The 19165-nt window shown below is 46.3% G+C and carries 18 protein-coding genes and 1 riboswitch; of the genes, 16 read left to right on the top strand and 2 right to left on the bottom strand.

What is annotated here, in order from left to right; genetic code table 11:
- Positions 1–21: 21 nt before the first annotated feature.
- A riboswitch (cobalamin riboswitch) is annotated at positions 22–210 on the bottom strand.
- 257 nt (positions 211–467) lie between these two features.
- Positions 468–1127, top strand: a complete 660-nt coding sequence (locus tag QWY22_RS04010; RefSeq protein WP_300983182.1) for a DUF4085 family protein — start codon at positions 468–470, stop codon at positions 1125–1127.
- A 34-nt stretch (positions 1128–1161) separates the two neighbouring features.
- Complete coding sequence (locus QWY22_RS04015) at positions 1162–1752, top strand: hypothetical protein (RefSeq protein ID WP_300983183.1); 591 nt, start codon at positions 1162–1164, stop codon at positions 1750–1752.
- 60 nt (positions 1753–1812) lie between these two features.
- On the opposite strand, the gene lipP1 is transcribed toward QWY22_RS04015, so the two are convergent.
- The gene (gene lipP1 / locus QWY22_RS04020; RefSeq protein WP_300983184.1) at positions 1813–2736 is read right to left on the bottom strand and encodes a LipP1 family hormone-sensitive lipase; all 924 of its coding nucleotides are present in this window, start codon (positions 2734–2736) and stop codon (positions 1813–1815) included.
- Positions 2737–2873: 137 nt separating this feature from the next.
- On the opposite strand from lipP1, the gene QWY22_RS04025 reads away from it, so the two are divergent.
- A complete protein-coding gene (locus QWY22_RS04025; RefSeq protein ID WP_300983185.1) occupies positions 2874–4070 on the top strand; it encodes a M20 family metallopeptidase in 1197 nt (398 codons plus the stop codon).
- A 78-nt stretch (positions 4071–4148) separates the two neighbouring features.
- Here QWY22_RS04025 and QWY22_RS04030 read toward each other — a convergent pair whose 3' ends face one another.
- Positions 4149–4766, bottom strand: coding sequence for a TetR/AcrR family transcriptional regulator (locus QWY22_RS04030; protein ID WP_300983186.1), 618 nt, complete (start codon positions 4764–4766; stop codon positions 4149–4151).
- A gap of 290 nt (positions 4767–5056) precedes the next feature.
- Between QWY22_RS04030 and QWY22_RS04035 the strand changes: the two genes are divergently transcribed.
- The 13 genes from QWY22_RS04035 (at position 5057) to QWY22_RS04095 (ending at position 18991) form a co-directional block, all read left to right on the top strand.
- Positions 5057–6631: an AMP-binding protein gene (locus QWY22_RS04035; protein WP_300983188.1), complete on the top strand. Its 1575-nt coding sequence runs from the start codon at positions 5057–5059 to the stop codon at positions 6629–6631.
- Between the two features lie 42 nt (positions 6632–6673).
- Positions 6674–8035, top strand: coding sequence for an MFS transporter (locus tag QWY22_RS04040; protein ID WP_300983189.1), 1362 nt, complete (start codon positions 6674–6676; stop codon positions 8033–8035).
- 192 nt (positions 8036–8227) lie between these two features.
- Positions 8228–8452, top strand: a complete 225-nt coding sequence (locus QWY22_RS04045; protein WP_036802608.1) for a hypothetical protein — start codon at positions 8228–8230, stop codon at positions 8450–8452.
- 395 nt (positions 8453–8847) lie between these two features.
- Positions 8848–10347, top strand: a complete 1500-nt coding sequence (locus QWY22_RS04050) for a 4-hydroxyphenylacetate 3-hydroxylase family protein (RefSeq protein WP_300983190.1) — start codon at positions 8848–8850, stop codon at positions 10345–10347.
- A 12-nt stretch (positions 10348–10359) separates the two neighbouring features.
- Positions 10360–10836 carry a flavin reductase family protein gene (locus tag QWY22_RS04055; protein WP_300983191.1) on the top strand — a complete coding sequence of 159 codons (477 nt, stop codon included), beginning with the start codon at positions 10360–10362 and terminating at the stop codon, positions 10834–10836.
- A 20-nt stretch (positions 10837–10856) separates the two neighbouring features.
- Positions 10857–11861, top strand: coding sequence for a catechol 2,3-dioxygenase (locus QWY22_RS04060; RefSeq protein ID WP_300983192.1), 1005 nt, complete (start codon positions 10857–10859; stop codon positions 11859–11861).
- Positions 11862–11873: 12 nt separating this feature from the next.
- Entirely contained in the window at positions 11874–12785 is a 912-nt protein-coding gene (locus QWY22_RS04065; RefSeq protein WP_300983193.1) for an acetaldehyde dehydrogenase (acetylating), read from the top strand.
- Positions 12782–13807: a 4-hydroxy-2-oxovalerate aldolase gene (gene dmpG / locus QWY22_RS04070; RefSeq protein ID WP_036802616.1), complete on the top strand. Its 1026-nt coding sequence runs from the start codon at positions 12782–12784 to the stop codon at positions 13805–13807. The genes QWY22_RS04065 and dmpG overlap by 4 nt, the downstream gene beginning before the upstream one ends.
- 62 nt (positions 13808–13869) lie before the next feature.
- Complete coding sequence (locus tag QWY22_RS04075) at positions 13870–14661, top strand: 2-keto-4-pentenoate hydratase (protein ID WP_300983194.1); 792 nt, start codon at positions 13870–13872, stop codon at positions 14659–14661.
- Positions 14661–15455: a 2-keto-4-pentenoate hydratase gene (locus QWY22_RS04080; protein ID WP_300983195.1), complete on the top strand. Its 795-nt coding sequence runs from the start codon at positions 14661–14663 to the stop codon at positions 15453–15455. Before QWY22_RS04075 ends, QWY22_RS04080 begins: the two co-directional genes overlap by 1 nt.
- A 5-nt stretch (positions 15456–15460) precedes the next feature.
- Positions 15461–15661, top strand: a complete 201-nt coding sequence (locus QWY22_RS04085; RefSeq protein WP_300983196.1) for a 4-oxalocrotonate tautomerase — start codon at positions 15461–15463, stop codon at positions 15659–15661.
- Positions 15658–17130: an aldehyde dehydrogenase gene (locus QWY22_RS04090; protein WP_300983198.1), complete on the top strand. Its 1473-nt coding sequence runs from the start codon at positions 15658–15660 to the stop codon at positions 17128–17130. The genes QWY22_RS04085 and QWY22_RS04090 overlap by 4 nt, the downstream gene beginning before the upstream one ends.
- Positions 17131–17146: 16 nt before the next feature.
- Positions 17147–18991 carry a helix-turn-helix domain-containing protein gene (locus QWY22_RS04095; protein WP_300983199.1) on the top strand — a complete coding sequence of 615 codons (1845 nt, stop codon included), beginning with the start codon at positions 17147–17149 and terminating at the stop codon, positions 18989–18991.
- Positions 18992–19165: the final 174 nt, after the last annotated feature.

Raw genomic sequence — 19165 nt, forward strand, 5'->3', positions numbered from 1 at the left:
CCCTTATCTTCCGAAGAGCAAAAATACGTTCAGAAAAAGGTAGGTCTCCTGGCTTGTGCATCATTTTACTCCAAAGACCTTCCCAATCGACATTCATCGATCAGTGGCATTCCTTGTTTCATACGCACTTACAGTTGCGGAAACAGCTCCGGATTTTCACCGGATTCCCTGTTACGCTGACGAATCAGCACCTTCTCCCTGCATGACTATTTACTTAGCTTTAGTGTAGCATACTGCTTCTCGAAGAGGGAGGGCCAATTGGGTTCTTTTTCGCCGAGCATTAAACAGGAAAGAGAGGGGACAAGCAGCCTTTATTGACAGAACTTACAGATTTTTTGTGCTTTATAAAGTGTCTGAGGAAGATAATCAACACATATTCAAAAATTGTACTATCCACCGAAGTGCCGAAGGGGGTACACTATTGTATAGAGAAAAAACTGCTTGATTGAACAAACAGGAGGAACACAATGAGGTATTTTACAAAAGAATGGTACGACGAGATGCAGGTGTCCGGTTATCTGGCTTACCATGAATCGTTAGAGGAATGGGAAGAAGAGCTTGTTTCCTATAGAGAAGAAGGCATTGATTACGAAGAAAACTACCGACGAAATCTGGAAGATATGCGGGAGGACTTATTGAAATTCCTGCCGGAGTCTTTTCATCCATATATTTACGATGGCACCATCAGCCACGGCTTTCCACCGCAGGATTTGCGGGATATGGCAAAGCAATGGGAACAGGAGCATGAAACGCGGCTTGAAACCATCAACGAAGAATACAGCAAGCATTACCAATCAATCAAAGGCGAACTTCCAGCCGGCGCAATCCAGTTAATGGAGCAAAGCCTGCATGATGCCACAGTGATTTCGGTTGAAAAAGAAGCGGAAGATACCTTGATCATCAAGCTCGATTGCAGCAAAGGCTTCCATTATTTCACGGATATCCAGCTGACATTCACGGGCGTCGCCAAAGCGGATATTCCTGAAAACTTTGCCGGTGCATGGTGGCTGTATAACGAAATTTACTTGAACGAAGACCGCTTCGAACTGCATGTGCTGTTCGACAGCCCGATGGTTGAAGTGGAAATTATTGCACAAGATGTGAAAATCGAAGTATTGGAATCGTAAACAGTACGGACTTCTGGAGAAAGAAGATGAGGGCATGAAGGCATTTGTCTTGTATGCAGCGGCTATTTTAGGCGGCTATTTGCTGTATCGAATATCCGAACTTTGGTACGGTGCAGAGTGGATTTTTGGTTTATTGACAGTCGGCTGGTTCGGCTTGTTTTTGTTTGTATGGAAGCGGGTGAAGCCAGGCGGTGCAGGAATCATTTTAGTTGCCGCTTTTACATTGGTGGACATCAGCTCGATCTTTTTTCTGCAAAATCTGCCAACTGCGATCTGCAATTTGTTGATGGCGCTGCTGCTTGTCCCGTTCTTCCGTCGTTATCCGGATGTGGTGTTAAGCGCATTGGGCCTAGTGCTGCTCGGCATCCTGATCTGCATTGATACAGGAAGCATCGCTACCATGTGGATGTTGTTTATCGCCACCGGTGCACTGGCGCTGATCGGCTTCCGTATGCGTTTTCGTTGGGTGAAGCACTGCTTTGCCGTTCTGTTTGCAATCACAGCGCCCGTATTGCTAATAAATTACTCTTTAGAAAATGCATATTTGGTTGTTCTCATGGTTCTGGCGGGCATCGCTGCAGTTGCGGCCGGCTCTTACAAGTTTTCAAAGCAGCCGCTCTTTTAATACAAAATCAAACAAGCCGGACTTTCCTGTGAGGGAAGTTCCGGCTTGTTTTTTATTTGATCATGAAAAAGCTTTTTTTAGTTCCTGTGCGCCTTCAGCAACGGCATCCCGGGCTTCCGGAACAAAGCTTGAAAAGTTTGCAAAGCCGTGGATCAAGTCTTCGTAGTTTTTGTAATACACTTCAACGCCGTGGTCCTGCAGCTTTTCAGCATAGGCCGCACCAATGTCCCGAAGCGGATCGTATTGGGCCGTCAGAATGGTTGCCGGCGGCAGGCCTTCCAGTTCATTGGACAAAATCGGCGACAAGTATGGATGGTGCCGGTCGTCCGGACTGTTCAAATAATGCATTTGGAACCAGCCCATCATGTCGCTCGTCAGCAAATACCCTTCGCCGTTTTCGTCCATCGACGGAGTACCGGCTGCCGAACCTGTTGACGGATACAGCAGAAGCTGATGGACGAGGCGCGGACCGCTGCGTTCTTTGGCGATCAAACACGTCACCGTTGCCAAGTTTCCACCCGCGCTGTCGCCGCCGACGGCTATGCGGTCCGGATCAATTCCCAGTTCTGCTGCATGTGCGACAATCCATTCGAGCGATTCATAGGCATCCTCTACCGCAGCGGGAAATTTATGTTCAGGGGCTAAGCGGTATTCAACTGACACGACCACGCACGATGCCAAATTAGCGAGTTCACGGCAAATGGCGTCGTGGCTTTCAATGCTGCCGAGCACCCAGCCGCCGCCATGGTAAAAAACAAGTGCCGGAAAAGGCGCGTTGCCAGTCGGGGTATAAATGCGGATGGGGATATCGCGCCCCGTCAAGGGAATTATCCGGTCTTCCACTTTTTCGACAGGCTCTTTTTGCATAGCCATCAATGCGGAGTTTTCTGAGCTGCGCATGACCTCCGGAGTAATCTTTTCAAACGATACAGGCATGGTATTCATTTGTTCTAAAAAGAATTTGATTTTCGGATTTACCGGCATGTCTATTCCTCCCGTTTCCTTTGTGGTATAGCCCTAAAAAGATTCGCTGTTTATCCAGAATATTCCTGCAACCGAAATAAAAAAATTCGCATTCATTTCGGTGAGAACGGGTAGAGCTTGGGAAAGGAGTGATCGACATGTTAACTGCAGAATTAATGAAAAGGCTGGATGCGAAAGAACAGCGCATCATTGACATACGCCGCTATCTTCATGAGCATCCGGAGCTTTCTTTTGAAGAGGAAGAAACTGCCGCCTACATCGAAGAATTTTATAAAGAGGTGCCGGTTGATTCCGTTGTAACGAATGTTGGCGGACAGCGCGGCATTGTTGTAACCATCAAAGGCAGCCAGCCTGGAAAAACAATTGCCATCCGCGCCGATTTTGACGCGCTGCCAATCCAAGAGGAAACGGATTTGCCGTTTTCATCGAAAAACGAAGGGGTGATGCATGCCTGCGGCCACGACGGCCATACGGCTTATATGCTCATTCTCGCAGAAACTTTGGCAGAGCTGAAAGACCAATTGGCAGGAACCGTGAAAGTCATTCATCAGCCGGCTGAGGAAATGCCGCCGGGCGGTGCGATTGGCATGATTCAAGCAGGCGTGCTTGAAGGAGTGGATGCGGTTTTTGGCATCCATGTCATGTCGACAATGGAAACCGGCTGCGTCTTTTACAGAAGCGGCAATACACAGACCGGACGAGCCCGCTTCAAACTTCTTGTCCAAGGAAAAGGCGGCCACGGTTCTTCACCGCATATGGCCAATGACGCCATCGTTGCGGCGAGTTCATTTGTCATGAACTGCCAGACCATCATCAGCCGCCGAATGAATCCATTTGATACTGCAGTTGTCACCATCGGTTCGTTTGATGGGAAAGGGCAATTCAACGTCATCAAAGACGCCGTCACTTTGGAAGGCGACGTGCGGACAATGTCGGTGGAGTCCCGGGAGCTGGTCGAAGAAGAAGTGCGCCAGTTTGCTAAAGGGCTCGATGCGTCGTTCGGCGTGGAAACCACATTGGAGTATGCGAACGACTATCCGGTGCTTTACAACGATCCGGAAGCGACGGAGCGAGTCCGGGAAGCGCTCCTGCAGGCAGCTATTCCTGAAGTGGAAGCCGTCACAGAAGTCGCGCCGCAGCCACCGTCCGAGGACTTCGCTTATTATTTAAAAGAAAAGCCGGGCTGCTTCTTTTATGTCGGTGCAAAACCGGAGGGCAAGCAGTGGTATCCGCACCACCACCCGAAATTTGAAATTGATGAGAAGAGCTTGTTGATCAGCGCAAAAGCGATGGCTGCTGTGGTGGGGGCGTATTGCGGGACGGGTGAAAGCTGATGTTAGTTTGTCACCTCCAAACAACCAAAATTCTTTTTGTGTTGAATAAGATAAAAGCCTTTAGCGCATTAAAATGCGCTAAAGGCTTTTTGGGTTGATGGAGATGCTTTCGATTAAAATGGTTTTGATAAACTTCTGTGCTTCTTCGACCAAATCGAAATCTTCCCCGAATATTAGCCAATCGTATAACGTCCCACGCATACAGCGCGTGATTAACATTGTAATTTCGTCAGGTGGAATTGCAGCAGTGAACTCGCCTGCAGTCTGGCCTTCTTCTACAAGTGAATGAACAATTTTGAAAAGTGTCCGATCGGTATCGGACAGTGACTTGGGCTGATTTGGAATCAACGCACTGACATAGACGGTCCGCATTAAATCTTTTCCTAAATCGTCTCTAAAGTAAATCATTTGCGACTTTGCCAATAACAAAATCTTTTCGCTCGAACTTAAATCTTTGGGCATTGTTTGAATGAAATTCTCATAAAATTCATCAATCTCGTGGAACTTCTCGATGAAGATTTCATATTTGGATTTGAAATGTACGTAAAATGCCCCTTTGGAAGTTTTGCTGACTTCTACAATTTCATCAACTGTTACTTCGTTAAAACCTTTAGCGCTAAAAAGTTTTAAAGCGGTTTCTAAAATTTTCTTCTTGGTTTGCTGAGATTTTATTTGTCTAGATGTAGGCGCAGGCATCCGCACACCCTCCTTTACCGATAGCAACATGGATAATCCATTTGTTTATAAGTGATATTCCCCATTATACATAATTTTGAAGCTTGGAGGATGTTAAGTAAATTAAAGAAAGTATAAGCGGCATTTAATTTAGAGTATTCTGAAAAATATATTGACGAATGGATAGAGGCTCTCTATACTAATTTCAAAGACTATAGTTTGTGAAATTATTTGAGAGCTTATTTTCAAACCATTTATGAAAGCGCTCTCTAAAGTCACTGGGAGTGTTTAATGCAAAGGAGAGAAGGAGAATGGACATAATTGGAAATAGAACCTTAAAAGATTTACTGAGCGAGCAAACAAAACGGTATGCCGACAAAACCTTTTTATTATTCGAGGATGTAGAGGATGAAATTTCAGAGATGACTTATCGAGAATTTTCAGATGCAGTCCATCGTTTGAGCAATGTCTTTCTCGGGTTGGGGGTTTCTAAAGGAAATCACGTCACGCTGCACCTCCCCAATTCTCTGGAATTTATGACCTCTTGGTTTGCGCTAGCTAATATTGGGGCCATTATGGTTCCGACGAATATCTTATCTACAAGAGATGAAATGGAGTATATATTAAATCATTCAGAATCTGTCCTGCTAGTGACAGAAGAAGATTACCTGGAGAAATTTACGGAGACAGGTGATCGCTTGCCATACTTGAAAGAGATTCTGCTGGCACGCACCAAAAGCAGCCAAGTGGCTGCTAAAGATATAGCCAAATTGATGGAACAATCAGAAGCCAGCCAGCCAGATGTTTTCATTAATTCCGAGGATGTAGCTGCGATGCTTTACACATCAGGGACCACATCGAAACCGAAAGGTGTCCAAGTCACACATGCCAATTATCTTTATACAGGTGAAGTAATGTCGAAGTCCATCCGGTTGACGCCTGAAGACAGGCAACTGGTGGTGTTGCCGCTTTTTCACGGAAATGCGCAATATTATTCAACGATGTCCGCTTTAGTCGTTGGAGCCAGTATCGCCATTACCGAAAAGTTCAGCGCTTCCCGCTATTTTGTACAGGCTAAAAGATTAAGGGCTACAGTGGGATCGTTATTCGCTGCGCCAATCCGTATGATCATGGCTCAAAAGTATGACACTTCTTTTCGGGATCACTCAATGCGTGTCATCTGGTTCGCGCAATCTGTAACAGAAGAACAATTAAATGAATTTGAAGAAAAATACCAGGTGCCGTTGCTGCAAATGTATGGCATGACTGAAACAGTCGGCGTTCCTTTGATGAACCCATTGGACGGCATCCGGAAAAACATGAGCATCGGCAGGCCGACGATAGGCTATGAAGTGAAAATTATTGATGCAGAAGGCAAAGAAACCAAACAAGGTGAACCTGGCCAAATTGTAGTTAAAGGAATACCAGGACGGACATTGATGAAAGCGTATTTCAAGAATCCGGCTGCTACGGAGGAAACATTGAAAGATGGCTGGCTCCATACAGGCGACAACGGCATGATTGGAGAAGATGGTTACTTTTATTTTGTTGACCGCATCAAAGACATGTTCAAGCGATCGGGTGAAAATGTGGCGGCCAATGAAGTGGAAAGCGTTATTGCAGATTATCCAGGCGTGTATGAAGTAGCGGTCGTCAGTATTCCCGATCCAATAAGAGACGAAGCAATCAAGGCATTTGTCATTCTTCAGGAACAAGCAGATGTGACAGAAGAAGAACTGATTGAATATTGCAGAACACGGTTAGCGAAGTTCAAAGTTCCCGACATTATTGAGTTTGTGGAAGACTTCCCAAGAACTTCAGTAGGGAAGATCCAAAAGCATATGCTGCGAAAAATAGATGCTCAAATTCCTATTGAGAATATTTGATATCTTTACCCTATATACCACCATTAAAAGGAGTTGAAATGGATGAAAAAAAACAAGCGAGTTTTGCTGGCCAGTCTTTCCGGATCCGTTATTGAATGGTATGACTTTTATTTGTATGGAACGGCAACAGGCTTAGTGTTCACTACACTCTTCTTCTCGAATCAAGACCCGGCTATTTCTATTCTTTTGGCTTTTGCTACTTTTGGAATCGGTTATGCAGCAAGACCAGTAGGCAGTTTGATTTTCGGTCATTACGGCGACCGGATTGGAAGGAAAGCGGCCTTGATGCTGACTTTAATCGGAATGGGCGGAAGCTCATTTCTGATTGGGCTGTTGCCGACATATGGCCAAATTGGATTGCTTGCTCCGATATTATTGGTGTTTTTAAGGCTGATCCAAGGAATTTCACTTGGAGGCGAATGGGGCGGCGCCGTTTTATTGGCTACCGAATCTGCACCGAAAGGGAAGCGAGGCCTCTTTGGCTCCGTTCCGCAGTTAGGTGTTCCGCTTGGGCTGGTGGCTGGCTCGTTCAGTTTGACTTTTATCGCCTATTTGACGACAGACGCTCAGTTCTTGGCATGGGGTTGGCGGATTCCATTTCTATTCAGTGCCGTCTTGATTGTTTTGGCTTTATGGATTCGCGGAGGAGTACCTGAAACGGATGCTTTCCAGAAACAGAAAGACAGTGGGGAAATTGCGAAAGTGCCGATAGCTGAAACGTTCCGCTATCACCGGAAAAGTCTTTTCCATGTTATTGGACTTAAATTGGGCGATGGATTCTTCAACGTCTTTCTTATGTCGTTCGTGCTGGTCTATGCCACTACGTATATGGATTACTCTAATGAGGTAGCGTTGACAGCGTTAACAATTGGCTGTGCTTCGATGATCATTACAATTCCAGTAATCGGCTACATTTCAGATTTTATTGGGCGTAAAATCATTTACATTACCGGGCTGGTCTTGATGTTTGTATTGGCTATCCCATACTTCTTCCTTATTGAACAAGGGGCAACATGGCTTTATTTGATGCAAGCTGCAATGTTAGGGGTAGTCTGGGCATCTATTTTTGCTACACAAGGAACTTTGTTCTCTGAATTGTTCCCCGCAAAAGTCCGTTATACCGGTCTTTCTTTCGGCTATCAAATGGCCGCTGCAATTGTCGGATTCGGTCCGATGCTTTGGGCGGTGATGGGTGATAATTATGGATCTTCTCCATGGGTTTTCGGAGGATTTATGATGGCTGGATTAGCCGTATCACTTGTGTTGAGCATATTCATACCCGACACTCACAAAGTGTCGAAATATGAAAGTGATGGAGTGCCAGTGGCAGTGCAGGTCGAAGGATTAATATCCAATGACAAAGAACAGCAAAAGCTTAAAAAAGAAAGTGCTCTTGAAAGCTGAAAATAGTTTGGAATGGTCAGCAGGTATCAGCTGACCATTTTTTATTTGGCCAGTTTTAAAAGGGGAAGAATATGTTTTATAGTTCTTGCGCTTTGTCAGGGCAATTAGAAGTTTGATAAACCTAAATAGGATTATGCACTTGATGCAATGGGTAAACTAGGGTTAATCATCTGAAACAGGAGGCGAATTACATTGGCTAGAAAAGGTACAGCAGGGCGCATGCCCGAAAAACAACTAGGCGCGACCGAATCCGGAATCGATAAAGCGATCAATAAAACAAAACAAGCTTTCGACAAAGACAATGATGCAACTGACTACGAAGAAGTAAAAGGTGAAGACGAAATGGAAGCAGCGAAAGAGTATTCGAAGAAGGCTGCGCATAATCCACCTGAAAGAGAGACCGATGGAAACGTTTAATAGAGTTAATGCGAAGAAGCCCGGTGAACGCACCGGGCTTTTTTTGATTTGTTTGCGAAAAATTGTTTTTTGCGAATAAATGCTGAGAAGTGCGAACGAAGCTTAGAGAACGCCACCAAGTCTTTAGGAGAAATTTGTAAGAATTACGGATAAATTTTATACAAGCTGGAGAAGCTACTATAAGAAAAGAACGCTTCAACAAGACGAAAAGCAGTTGACAGTTTAGCCAACTGCTTTTCATTTTGCCTAGTTAATTTTTTAACTTTTCAGACAATAGTTGTCAGTAGAATGATTTTTTCTCGACATTCCCTGTCATTGTTAGCGTTTACATTTCGTTATATAGTTTTAACAAATGTAAGGCCTACATTACGAACCCAACGAAACGGAGTGATTTCATGTTAACTGGAGAACAGTATCTTGAGAGTTTGCGGGACGGACGAGTGGTTTACTTGAATGGAGAAAAAATTGACGATGTGACGACTCATCCGGCTTACCGAAATTCAGCCCTTTCCTATGCACGAATGTACGATGCATTGCACGATCCAGCAAAACAAGATGTGCTGACAACGATCAATGAACATGGTGACCGCACACATAAGTTCTTTAAGACTCCACGTACAGCAGAAGACCTGGTCGGAGCCCGTGACGCTATTGTTGAATGGTCGAAACTGAATTTCGGCTTTATGGGAAGAACACCGGATTACAAAGCTTCTTTCCTGGGACACCTTGAAGCCTATTCGGATTATTATGTAGGCTATGAGGAAAATGCCAAAGCCTGGTACAAGAAAGCTGCCAGAGACTTGCCGTTCGTCAATCATACGGTCATCAATCCACAAATGGACCGCTCCAAATCACTCCATGAAAACAAAGAAGTGTTCGTTCGTGCTGTGGAAGAACGCGACGACGGAATTGTTGTAAGCGGTGCCAAAATGGTTGGGACGGCTGCTGCTTTAACCAACTACAACTTTGTCGCTAACTACGGACCTAAAGAATTAGAGGGCGGGGACATTAGCCACGCACTAATCTTCCTGGTACCGATGAATGCGCCGGGATTGAAGATGATCAGCCGCCAATCCTATGAACTGCAAGCTAAAACGAATGGCACGCCGTTCGATTATCCATTATCCAGCCGTTTTGATGAGAACGACGCGGTAATCGTATTGGACAATGTCTTCGTTCCATGGGAAAACATACTGGCCTATAACAATGTGGAAGTATCGAATAACTTTGTAGCAGAAACTCATTTCGTCAACCGTTTCAGTTTCCATGGCTGTGCACGATTAGGCGTGAAACTGAATTTCATGGCGGGCCTCCTGATGAAAGCAACGGAAGCTTCAGGAACACATCAGTTCCGCGGCGTACAGGCAAATATCGGAGAAGTCGTAGCGATGCGCAATATGATCTGGAGTCTATCAGATTCGATGGCGATGAACCCGGATATCGGACGCAACGGTGTCGCTATTCCAAACGGTGTCGCAGCTAATGCGTACCGGGTGCTTGCTCCCGAAGTATGGACCAAGGTCAAAAAGATATTCGAACAGGTGGTTGCAGGCGGGTTGATTCAATTGCCATCAAGTGCTGCAGATTTCCTGAACCCGGAAATTCGTCCTTATTTGGACCAGTACTATAAAGGAACAAATACCACCGCGGAAGACCGCGTCAAACTTTTGAAGATGGTGTGGGATTCAATCGGCAGCGAGTTCGGCGGTCGCCACGAACTATACGAAGTAAACTATGCTGGAAATCACGAAAACATCCGTGTGGAAGCGATGTATCATTCAATCGGTTCAGGCAACGCAGAATCGTTTAAGGCTTTGGTAGATGACGCTATGAGTGACTACGACTTGAACGGTTGGACGAATGCCGTGTGGAAAGAGAAAATTCCTACAATATAAGGAGGGCTTTGAATGGATAGTCGTGAATTCCGTAACGCAATGGGTAAATTCGCCACTGGGGTAACGGTGATTTCAACAGATGTGGAAGGAACGTACCACGGAATGACAGCAAATGGGTTCATGTCGATTTCCTTGGACCCGGCACTGGTCGCAATTTCAATCGGCGAAAAGGCGCAGACGCTTCAATTGATCAAAGCAAGCGGCCGTTTCGGCGTCAGTGTCTTGTCAAAAGACCAGGTTCATATTTCGAAGCAGTTTGCCGGACAAATTCCAAGTGATGCAGCCTTCCGCTTTGATGCGGCAAACGGCTTTCCATTAGTCGGCGATTCTCTCGTCCAAATTGTCTGTGAAGTAGAGCAGGAAATCTTAGCAGGGGATCACACCATCTTCATCGGAAAAGTAGAGAAAATGATTGTCAAAGACGGAGAGCCGTTATTGTTCTCTTGCGGAAAATATGCAGAACTGGATCCGCAATACGCGGTCCTTTAAACGAAAGGGAGGAAATTAAAATGACAAGCGAATTGACAAACCAGCACGAGGAACCGATTTTTGATGTCGCCCAAATTGCCCATGTAGAAGTTCTGTCACCAACGCCAAAAGAGACTATTGCGTTTTATACCGACATGCTTGGGATGGAGGTTGTTGAACAGATTGAACACAAAACCTATTTGCGCGCCTATGAAGACAATTATAAATATTCTTTGATTGTGACAGAAGCGGAAGAAGCAGGGCTTGGCCATGTTGCCTGGCGCACTACGTCTCCACAGGCGCTGCAACGCCGAGTGAAAGCGCTCGAAGAAAGCGGTCGCGGAGAAGGCTGGGCAAACGATGAATACGGGCACGGTCCGGCTTATCAGTTTACGACTCCGGATGGCCATAAGATGGAGATTTTGTGGGAAGTTGAGTACTATGAGTGCCATGTCGACAAACGTTCAAAATTGTTGTCAAGAAGCCAGAAACGGCCGGCACATGGTGTTCCGGTCCGCCGTTTGGATCACATCAATATAATGTCGAGCAATCCGGCTGCAGATACCGATTTCCTGGTGAAGACACTTGGCTTCAAGGTCCGTGAACAAATTGTCGACAACGATTATGTCGTCGGCACATGGAACAGTGTTTCGAACTTGGTGCACGAAATCGCAATCATGCAGGAACCAACTGGCACCAAAGGGAAATTGCATCACGTCTGCTACTGGTACGGTGTACCTCAAAATTTATACGATGCAGCGGATTTATTGAAAGACCACGGCTATTTCATCGAAATCCCGCCTAATAAACACGGGGTCAGCCAGGCGTTCTGCATGTATGCATATGAGCCAGGCGGCAACCGCGTCGAATTGTTCGGAGATGCCGGCTATTTGATTCTCGACCCGGACTGGAAAACATTGACTTGGCAAATGGAAGATGTTCCCGGCAACGGCGATGCTTGGGTAGGGGCAGCTTTCCCGGATTCGTTCTGGACTTACGGCACACCGGCACCAGCAGCGGTCCCATTAAAAGCAGTCGCTGAATAATAGGAGGTTCCCATGGAGAAAATCAAAGTTGCCATACTAGGATCAGGAAATATTGGAACGGACTTAATGTATAAAATCCTGAAGACCGACGGATCAATGGAGCTGGCTTTAATGGCCGGCATCGATCCGGAGTCGGAAGGTTTGAAACGGGCGGCTGAACTTGAAATCCCGACGACTGCCAAGGGCATCGATGGCGTTCTGGAAAACCGGGACATCCGGATTGTGTTTGACGCGACAAGCGCCAAAGCGCATTTGGCACATGCTCCCCGTTTGAAGGAAGCAGGCATTATCGCAGTTGACTTGACGCCGGCAGCGGTCGGCCCGTATGTAGTCCCGGCCATTAACCTTGGCGACCATCTCGAACTGGATAATGTCAATATGATTTCCTGCAGCGGACAGGCAACAACGCCTCTCGTATATGCGGTAAACCGGATAGCCCCTGTGAAATACAGCGAAATCATCGCGACGATTTCCAGTAACTCAGTCGGTCCTGGAACCCGGCAAAACTTGGACGAATTCACGATGACCACGGCAAATGCCTGCCAAGGGATTGGTGGAGCGGAAACGGCCCGTGCGATTCCCGTCATCAACTCTGCAGAGCCGCCGATTATGATGAACAACACCGTTTATGCAGTTTTAAAAGAAGAAGCCGATGAAGCGGCCGTCCTGAACTCTATCCATGAAGTCGTGGCAGAAGTGCAGCGCTACGTGCCAGGCTACCGCCTGAAAGGCGCTCCATATATCGATGTCCGCCATACCCCTTGGGGAGATTTGCCGACTGTGATCATTTTAAATGAAGTGGAAGGGGCAGGCGATTTCTTCCCAGCCTACGCCGGCAATCTGGATATTATGACAGCAGCGGCTCAACAAGTCGGCGAACAATTCGCCAGCCATTTACTGAAGAAAGGAGGGGTGATTGCATGAAGACACCGATTGTAACAGATACCACATTGCGGGACGGATCCCATGCAGTCAGCCATTCCTTTACTCCGGAATTTGTCGGGGAAGTGGTAAGCCGCTTGGCGGAAGCAAACGTTCCGGTGATTGAAGTCAGCCATGGCTCCGGCCTCGGCGGTTCGACCATCCAGCAGGGATTCTCGGTACATGACGAATGGTCGCTGATTGAACGAGCGGTGGCCAATAAAAAAGACTCCAAAATCGCCTCGCTTTTCGTGCCGGGAATCGGGACACGACCGGAAATCTTGAAAGCTGCCGAATACGGTGTCGATGTTCTGCGCATAGCTGTGCATTGTACGGAAGCGGATGTGTCTCAACAGTATTTTGAACAAGCGAAAAAAAGCGGCCTTGGCACTGTCGGATTCCTGATGATGAGCCATACCCAACCGGCTGAAGTGCTGGCAAAACAGGCAAAACTGATGGAAAGCTATGGCGCAGACTGTGTCTATGTCGTCGATTCCGCAGGGGCGCTGGTTCCGGAAAGTGTCCGGGAGCGCGTAGCAAGCTTAAAAGAAGCCTTGTCGATCAATGTCGGTTTCCATGCCCATAATAATTTGGGACTTGCCATTGGCAATACGGTTGCTGCTTTGGAAGCAGGGGCTGATCAAGTTGATGGGACGCTCCGCGGACTTGGCGCAGGCGTCGGCAATGCACCAACTGAAGTGCTTGTAGCCGTATTGAATAAAATGAAGATCGATACGGGCATCAACTTGACGATTTTGATGGATACAGCAGAAGATCTGGTGGCACCGGTATTCAAATATCCCAATGTTATCGACCGTGATAATTTGGCTTCCGGCTATGCCGGTGTTTACAATAGCTTCTTGCTCCATGTCCGGGAAGCGGCAGAGAAATTCAATCTGAATCCGGTGGCGATTATCGAAGAGTTGGGGCGCCGCCACGCAGTTGCCGGACAGGAAGATTGGATTTTGGATGTAGCTCTCGAATTGCAGCAAAAAGAACTGGCTCAAAAAGAACTCGTGAAATAAACAGGAATGCCGTTGATGATTTTTTGTTGACGGCTTTTTCCCTAGAAGAAAGGATTGCTGACATGGTTGTGATTCAACAGCTTGCAAATGAACTACTCAAAGCGGAACGGACTAAAAAGCCGATTGCGCCATTAACGGAACGTTTTCCGGCTATCACTTTATCAGACGCCTACCAGATTCAATTGCAATACGTCGAACAAAAAAAAGCGGCAGGTGCAAGGATTGTCGGCAAGAAAATCGGAGCGACGAGCAAAGCGATCCAGTCGATGTTCGGGGTGGACCAACCTGATTATGGGCATTTGTTCGATACGATGATGTATACGGACGGTGATACAGTACCGCTTGAAGAACTTTTACAGCCGAAAGTGGAATGCGAGATCGCTTTCGTGCTGAAGAAAGATTTAAAAGGGCCGAACATCACACCGCTTGATGTGATTGAAGCGACGGATTACATAGTGCCCGCCATTGAAATTATCGACAGCCGCATTGAAGACTGGAAAATCCGTTTTGAAGACACCGTTTCGGATAACGGGTCCTCCGCTCTCGTAGTGATGGGCACGAAACCGACGAAACTGGAAGGGTTGGATCTCAGCTGTTTGGGGATGAACGTTTATCAAAACGGCAAGTACCTCGAATCAGCCACTGGTGCAGCAGTTCTCGGCAATCCCATCACCGCTATCGCTTGGCTGGCAAATGCCTTGTCGGCTTATGATGTATCGCTTTTAGCTGGTGAAATCGTTTTGACAGGCGCTTTTACCACTGCGCTTCCGATACAGGACGGCGATACATTTACCGCTGAATTTGCCCATATTGGATCAGTTTCAGCAAGTTTTTCGGATGGGAGGAACGCGTAATGAAAACAGCATCAATTGATCATATAGTAGAAGATTTATTTCGGGCTGAGAAAGATGTACGAACCTTGCCGCAATTTGCACAGGACGTTCCGGAATTTAATGAAGACCGAGCTTACGATGTACAGGAATTATTGATCGAAAAAAAATGCCTGGAAGAAGGAACGACGGTTTCCGGCTGGAAACTCGGATTGACCAGCAAAGCCAAACAACAGATGATGGGCGTCCATGAACCTTCATACGGTGTCCTATTAAAGAACATGAGCCTGAATGAAGGCGAGACGCATTCCATCGATGGCTTTATCCATGGCAAACTGGAGCCGGAACTCGCTTTTGTCTTTAAAGAAGATGTAAAGGGCGACTATATAACGGCCGCACAAATCATTCAATCAACCGCTTATGTGCTGCCGGCGTTTGAAGTGATTGACAGCCGCTTTGAAGCGTTTAAATTCACACTGCTTGATGCGGTGGCGGACAATTCATCTTCGTGCCGCTATATTTTGGGCAATCAAATCCTATCACCGGAAGCAGTGGACATGCGGCTCGGCGGAGTTGTGTTCCGGAAAAACGGGGAAGTGGCCGCAACCAGCACACTCGCTGCCGTCATGGGCAATCCGGCGAGTGCCATCGCCTGGATGGCCAATAAACTTGCCAAGCGCGGACAGTTTATCCAAAAAGGCCAGGTTGTATTGAGCGGTGCCATCACTCAAGCCATCCACATTGAACCAGGAGATCATTTCTCAGCATCGTTCGACGGATTTGGAACGATACATGCCAGTTTCAAGACAGGAGAGTGAGTAGAATGCCATTTATCCAAATTACGATTGCTGAAGGACGCAGTCCTGAAAAAGTGGAACAGCTGATTTCGGAAGTGACAGCCACCGTGTCTAAAACGCTCGATGCACCTAAAGAAAACGTTCGCGTGTTGATCACGGAAGTACCGAAGACCCATTGGGGAATAGCGGGCCAATCGATTTCAAAAAGAAAAGAGGAATCCAAATGACTTCAGTAGAAACTAAAGTAAGAGAAGTTCAGCATTTCATCAACGGAAACTATGAAGCTTCTTCAGATCAGCAAACTTTTGAAGTGAAAAACCCGGCGACTCAGGAAGTGATCGCCGTTGTCTCAGAAGCGACAGAGCAAGACGTGGAAAAAGTATGCCAAGCTGCACGGGAAGCGTTTGAAAACGGTCCTTGGCGAACGATGACGGTAGCGGAACGCTGCGCAAAAATCCGCCGCATGGCAGAAATTATTTTAGAACGGAAAGAAGAAATCGCCCGTCTGGAAGCAGCGGATGTCGGCAAACCATACAGCCATGCTGTTGCTGGAGAAGTTCCACGTGCTGCGCAAAATTTGAAATTCTTCGCGGACTTCATGGAACAGCAAGGCGGTGAAACGTATCCGATGGAAGATGCCTATATCAACTACACACGCTATGAAGCGGTAGGTGTTGCAGGATTGATCACGCCGTGGAATGCGCCATTCATGCTGACAACTTGGAAACTCGGCCCATGCTTGGCGGCTGGGAACACAGCCGTTATCAAGCCCGCAGAAATGACGCCCCTTTCGGTTTCATTGCTCGGTGAAATTGCAAAAGAAGCTGGAATCCCGGACGGTGTTGTCAATATCATTCACGGCAAAGGCAGCGTAGTGGGAACAGCAATCACAAAGAATACGGATATTGATTTGATTTCTTTCACCGGCTCTACAGCCACAGGAAAAGCCATTATGCGAAACGGTGCGGATACATTGAAAAAATTTGCCTTTGAACTCGGCGGCAAAGCGGCTAATATTATATTTGAAGACGCAGATTTAGATAAAGCCATTCCAGTTTCAATCCAGGCGGCTTTCTTGAATTCCGGACAAGTCTGCCTGGCAGGCTCCCGAATCTTAGTTCAGCGTTCCATTTTAGATACATTCATTGAAAAATATAAAGCTGCAGCTGAAGCGCTGGTTGTAGGCGATCCGCAGGCAGCGGAAACGAAAATGGGACCGCTTGTCAGTGAAGAGCATTTCAAAAAAGTGAAATCTTATTTGGAGATTGCCAAAGAAGAAGGGGCAACTCTAATTACGGGAGGCAGCACACCAGAGTTGGCTCCTCATTTAAAAGATGGTTATTATCTGCAGCCGACGGTATACTTGCACGAAGATCCGAAAGCGCGAATTTGCCAGGAAGAGATTTTTGGCCCGGTCGTCACAATCATTCCTTTTGATACAGAAGAAGAAGCTTTGCAGATTGCCAACGATACGCAATATGGCTTGAACGGTGTGGTCTGGACGGAAAACTTGAAACGGGCGCATCGCATCTCACATGGCGTGCGTGCGGGCACGATTTGGGTCAACTGCTGGTTTGTCCGTGATTTGCGTGCACCTTTTGGCGGTTTCAAAAAGAGCGGAATCGGACGGGAAGGCGGCCACCATAGCCTTGAATTTTTCTCGGAAGCGAAAAACATCTGCATTGCCTTGAACTGAAGGGTGGAGAAATAAAATGGGACAAAGACTGTCTTCGAACAGGGAAACCTGGAATGACTCAAAAGATGGCCAATCTCAAAAAAACAGAAAAGAACGCTCGATTGAATTTCCGCGAGCGTCTTTTTTGGCATGGCAGCAGCAATTGATCAACATGCTGGGTTTGGAAAAAGTGAAAAAGAATTTCTTTCAGTTTGGCTGGTCGCAAGGAAGAGATGTGGCTTTAACTGTTGATGCTAGAGAGGACCTGGATCTGATTTCCCAGATGCTCTATGGAGCTGAAATCCATGGAGCGTTGGGTCAAGCGCATGTCACGATTGACGTCAAGAAGATTGAAGTCGTTGAAAACGAAGTGGTCTCTGTTTTGTTCAAAGGCAGATGGAAAGAGTCTTTTGAGACAGATAATTATATAAATAAAGAAATAACCGCTGTAAAACCCGTTTGCTATACTTTATGCGGGTTTGCCAGCGGCTATATTTCCACTTTGATCGGCAAAGATGTATTTTTTAAGGAACATACTTGTGAGGCAAGCGGTGATGCGGCGTGCCAATGGGAAGGGAAGTTGCTTGAAGACTGGGATCCTTGTGATTACAAAGGTTTTATGGGAACAGATGCAGAAGAGAGTCCGGTACCTTTTTTCCAAGTCGTTGAAGAGCGGAACCGTCTTCAGATGGTCATTGATATCCATAACGAGCTGACAGAGGAACTGATTCGTTCCAATCGGCTGGAAAATATTTTGGAAATCCTAAAAAGATACATTTCAGAACCGATTATTATTGAAAATCAGAAAGGCCAAATCACCGATTTTGAAAATATCAGCTTGGAAGAAGCGACCGGATTACAAGCTCCTTTTCATGCACGGCTGAAAGAATGGCCGATCCAAAAAACAGAATTTCTCGAATTTGAGCAGTATGGCCGATTAACGGCACCCATATATATCCAAAATCAAATTTTGGGTTATTGCTCGTTTATTTACGGGCAAAGCGAGCAGCTGCCCGAAGAAATCGATCGGATGATTCTCGGCAGGCTGACATCCATCAGTACACTCGTTTATTTGAACAATAAGAACATCATGGAAGCCAATGCTCGCACAAAAGGAATTCTTTTTGAGAAAATGCTCACGGATGGTTTCGAATCGAAAGAGCAGATTGTCCGTGAATTGAATCTTTTGAACATTGATGTGTCCGGCAAATACCATATCGCTTATTTGGCGCTCGGCTACAATGAATTCAACGAAGAAGACAACTTGTCGACGTTCACTAATATTTATCAAGAAGTCGTTCAATTCTTTCAGGAGCGCAGTTATGAAGTTCTGCAGGTTCAACGGGCAAACGGGATTTTGTGCTTTATCCCGGAAGAAGCTGAACACGAATTGATGCATAATGGACCAATGATTTTCTATGAGCGCATCAAACGGTCTTATCCAAATCTTCATTGCCATGTCGGCGTTAGTTCAACTTGTAACGATCTTAGCTTAGTACATGATCAAATGAAAGAAGCGATGACAGCGGCCCGGTTTACCACTGAACAGCAACCGACGATGTATTTCAAGGAACTGGGGATTCTCGGCATTCTTGTCCATTCTCAGGAAGAAAAAGCAATCCGTAAAATAGCGGAAATGGAGTTGGGTGCCTTGTATGGGACATCCGAACAGCAGAAAGAATACATGCTCACCCTCTATGAATTTTTGATGAACGGCGGAAATTTGGAGCTGACTTCTGCAAATTTAAAGTTATCAGTGAGTGGTCTACGCTATCGCATCAACCGAATCAGCGAAATCGCCAAAGTTGATTTGCGGGATTCCCAAAAGCAATTTGATCTGCAGCTGGCGTTAAAAGCCTTAAAGGTGATTGGGGAGTTTTAAGCAGGGGTCTGGCAGCAATTGCCGGGCTTTTTTGTTGTTCTTTTTCAGGAAAGCTGCGTTCCGCGAATAAAGCCCTGAGAATGAGAATAAATTCCCAGGAACGCAACTAAATCAGTTTTTCACTTTTCGCTAGTGAAAAGCTGTCATCTTTAATCTTTTCTATCGCTATTTTAG

The sequence above is a fragment of the Planococcus liqunii genome, assembly GCF_030413595.1.
GTDB lineage: Bacteria > Bacillota > Bacilli > Bacillales_A > Planococcaceae > Planococcus > Planococcus liqunii.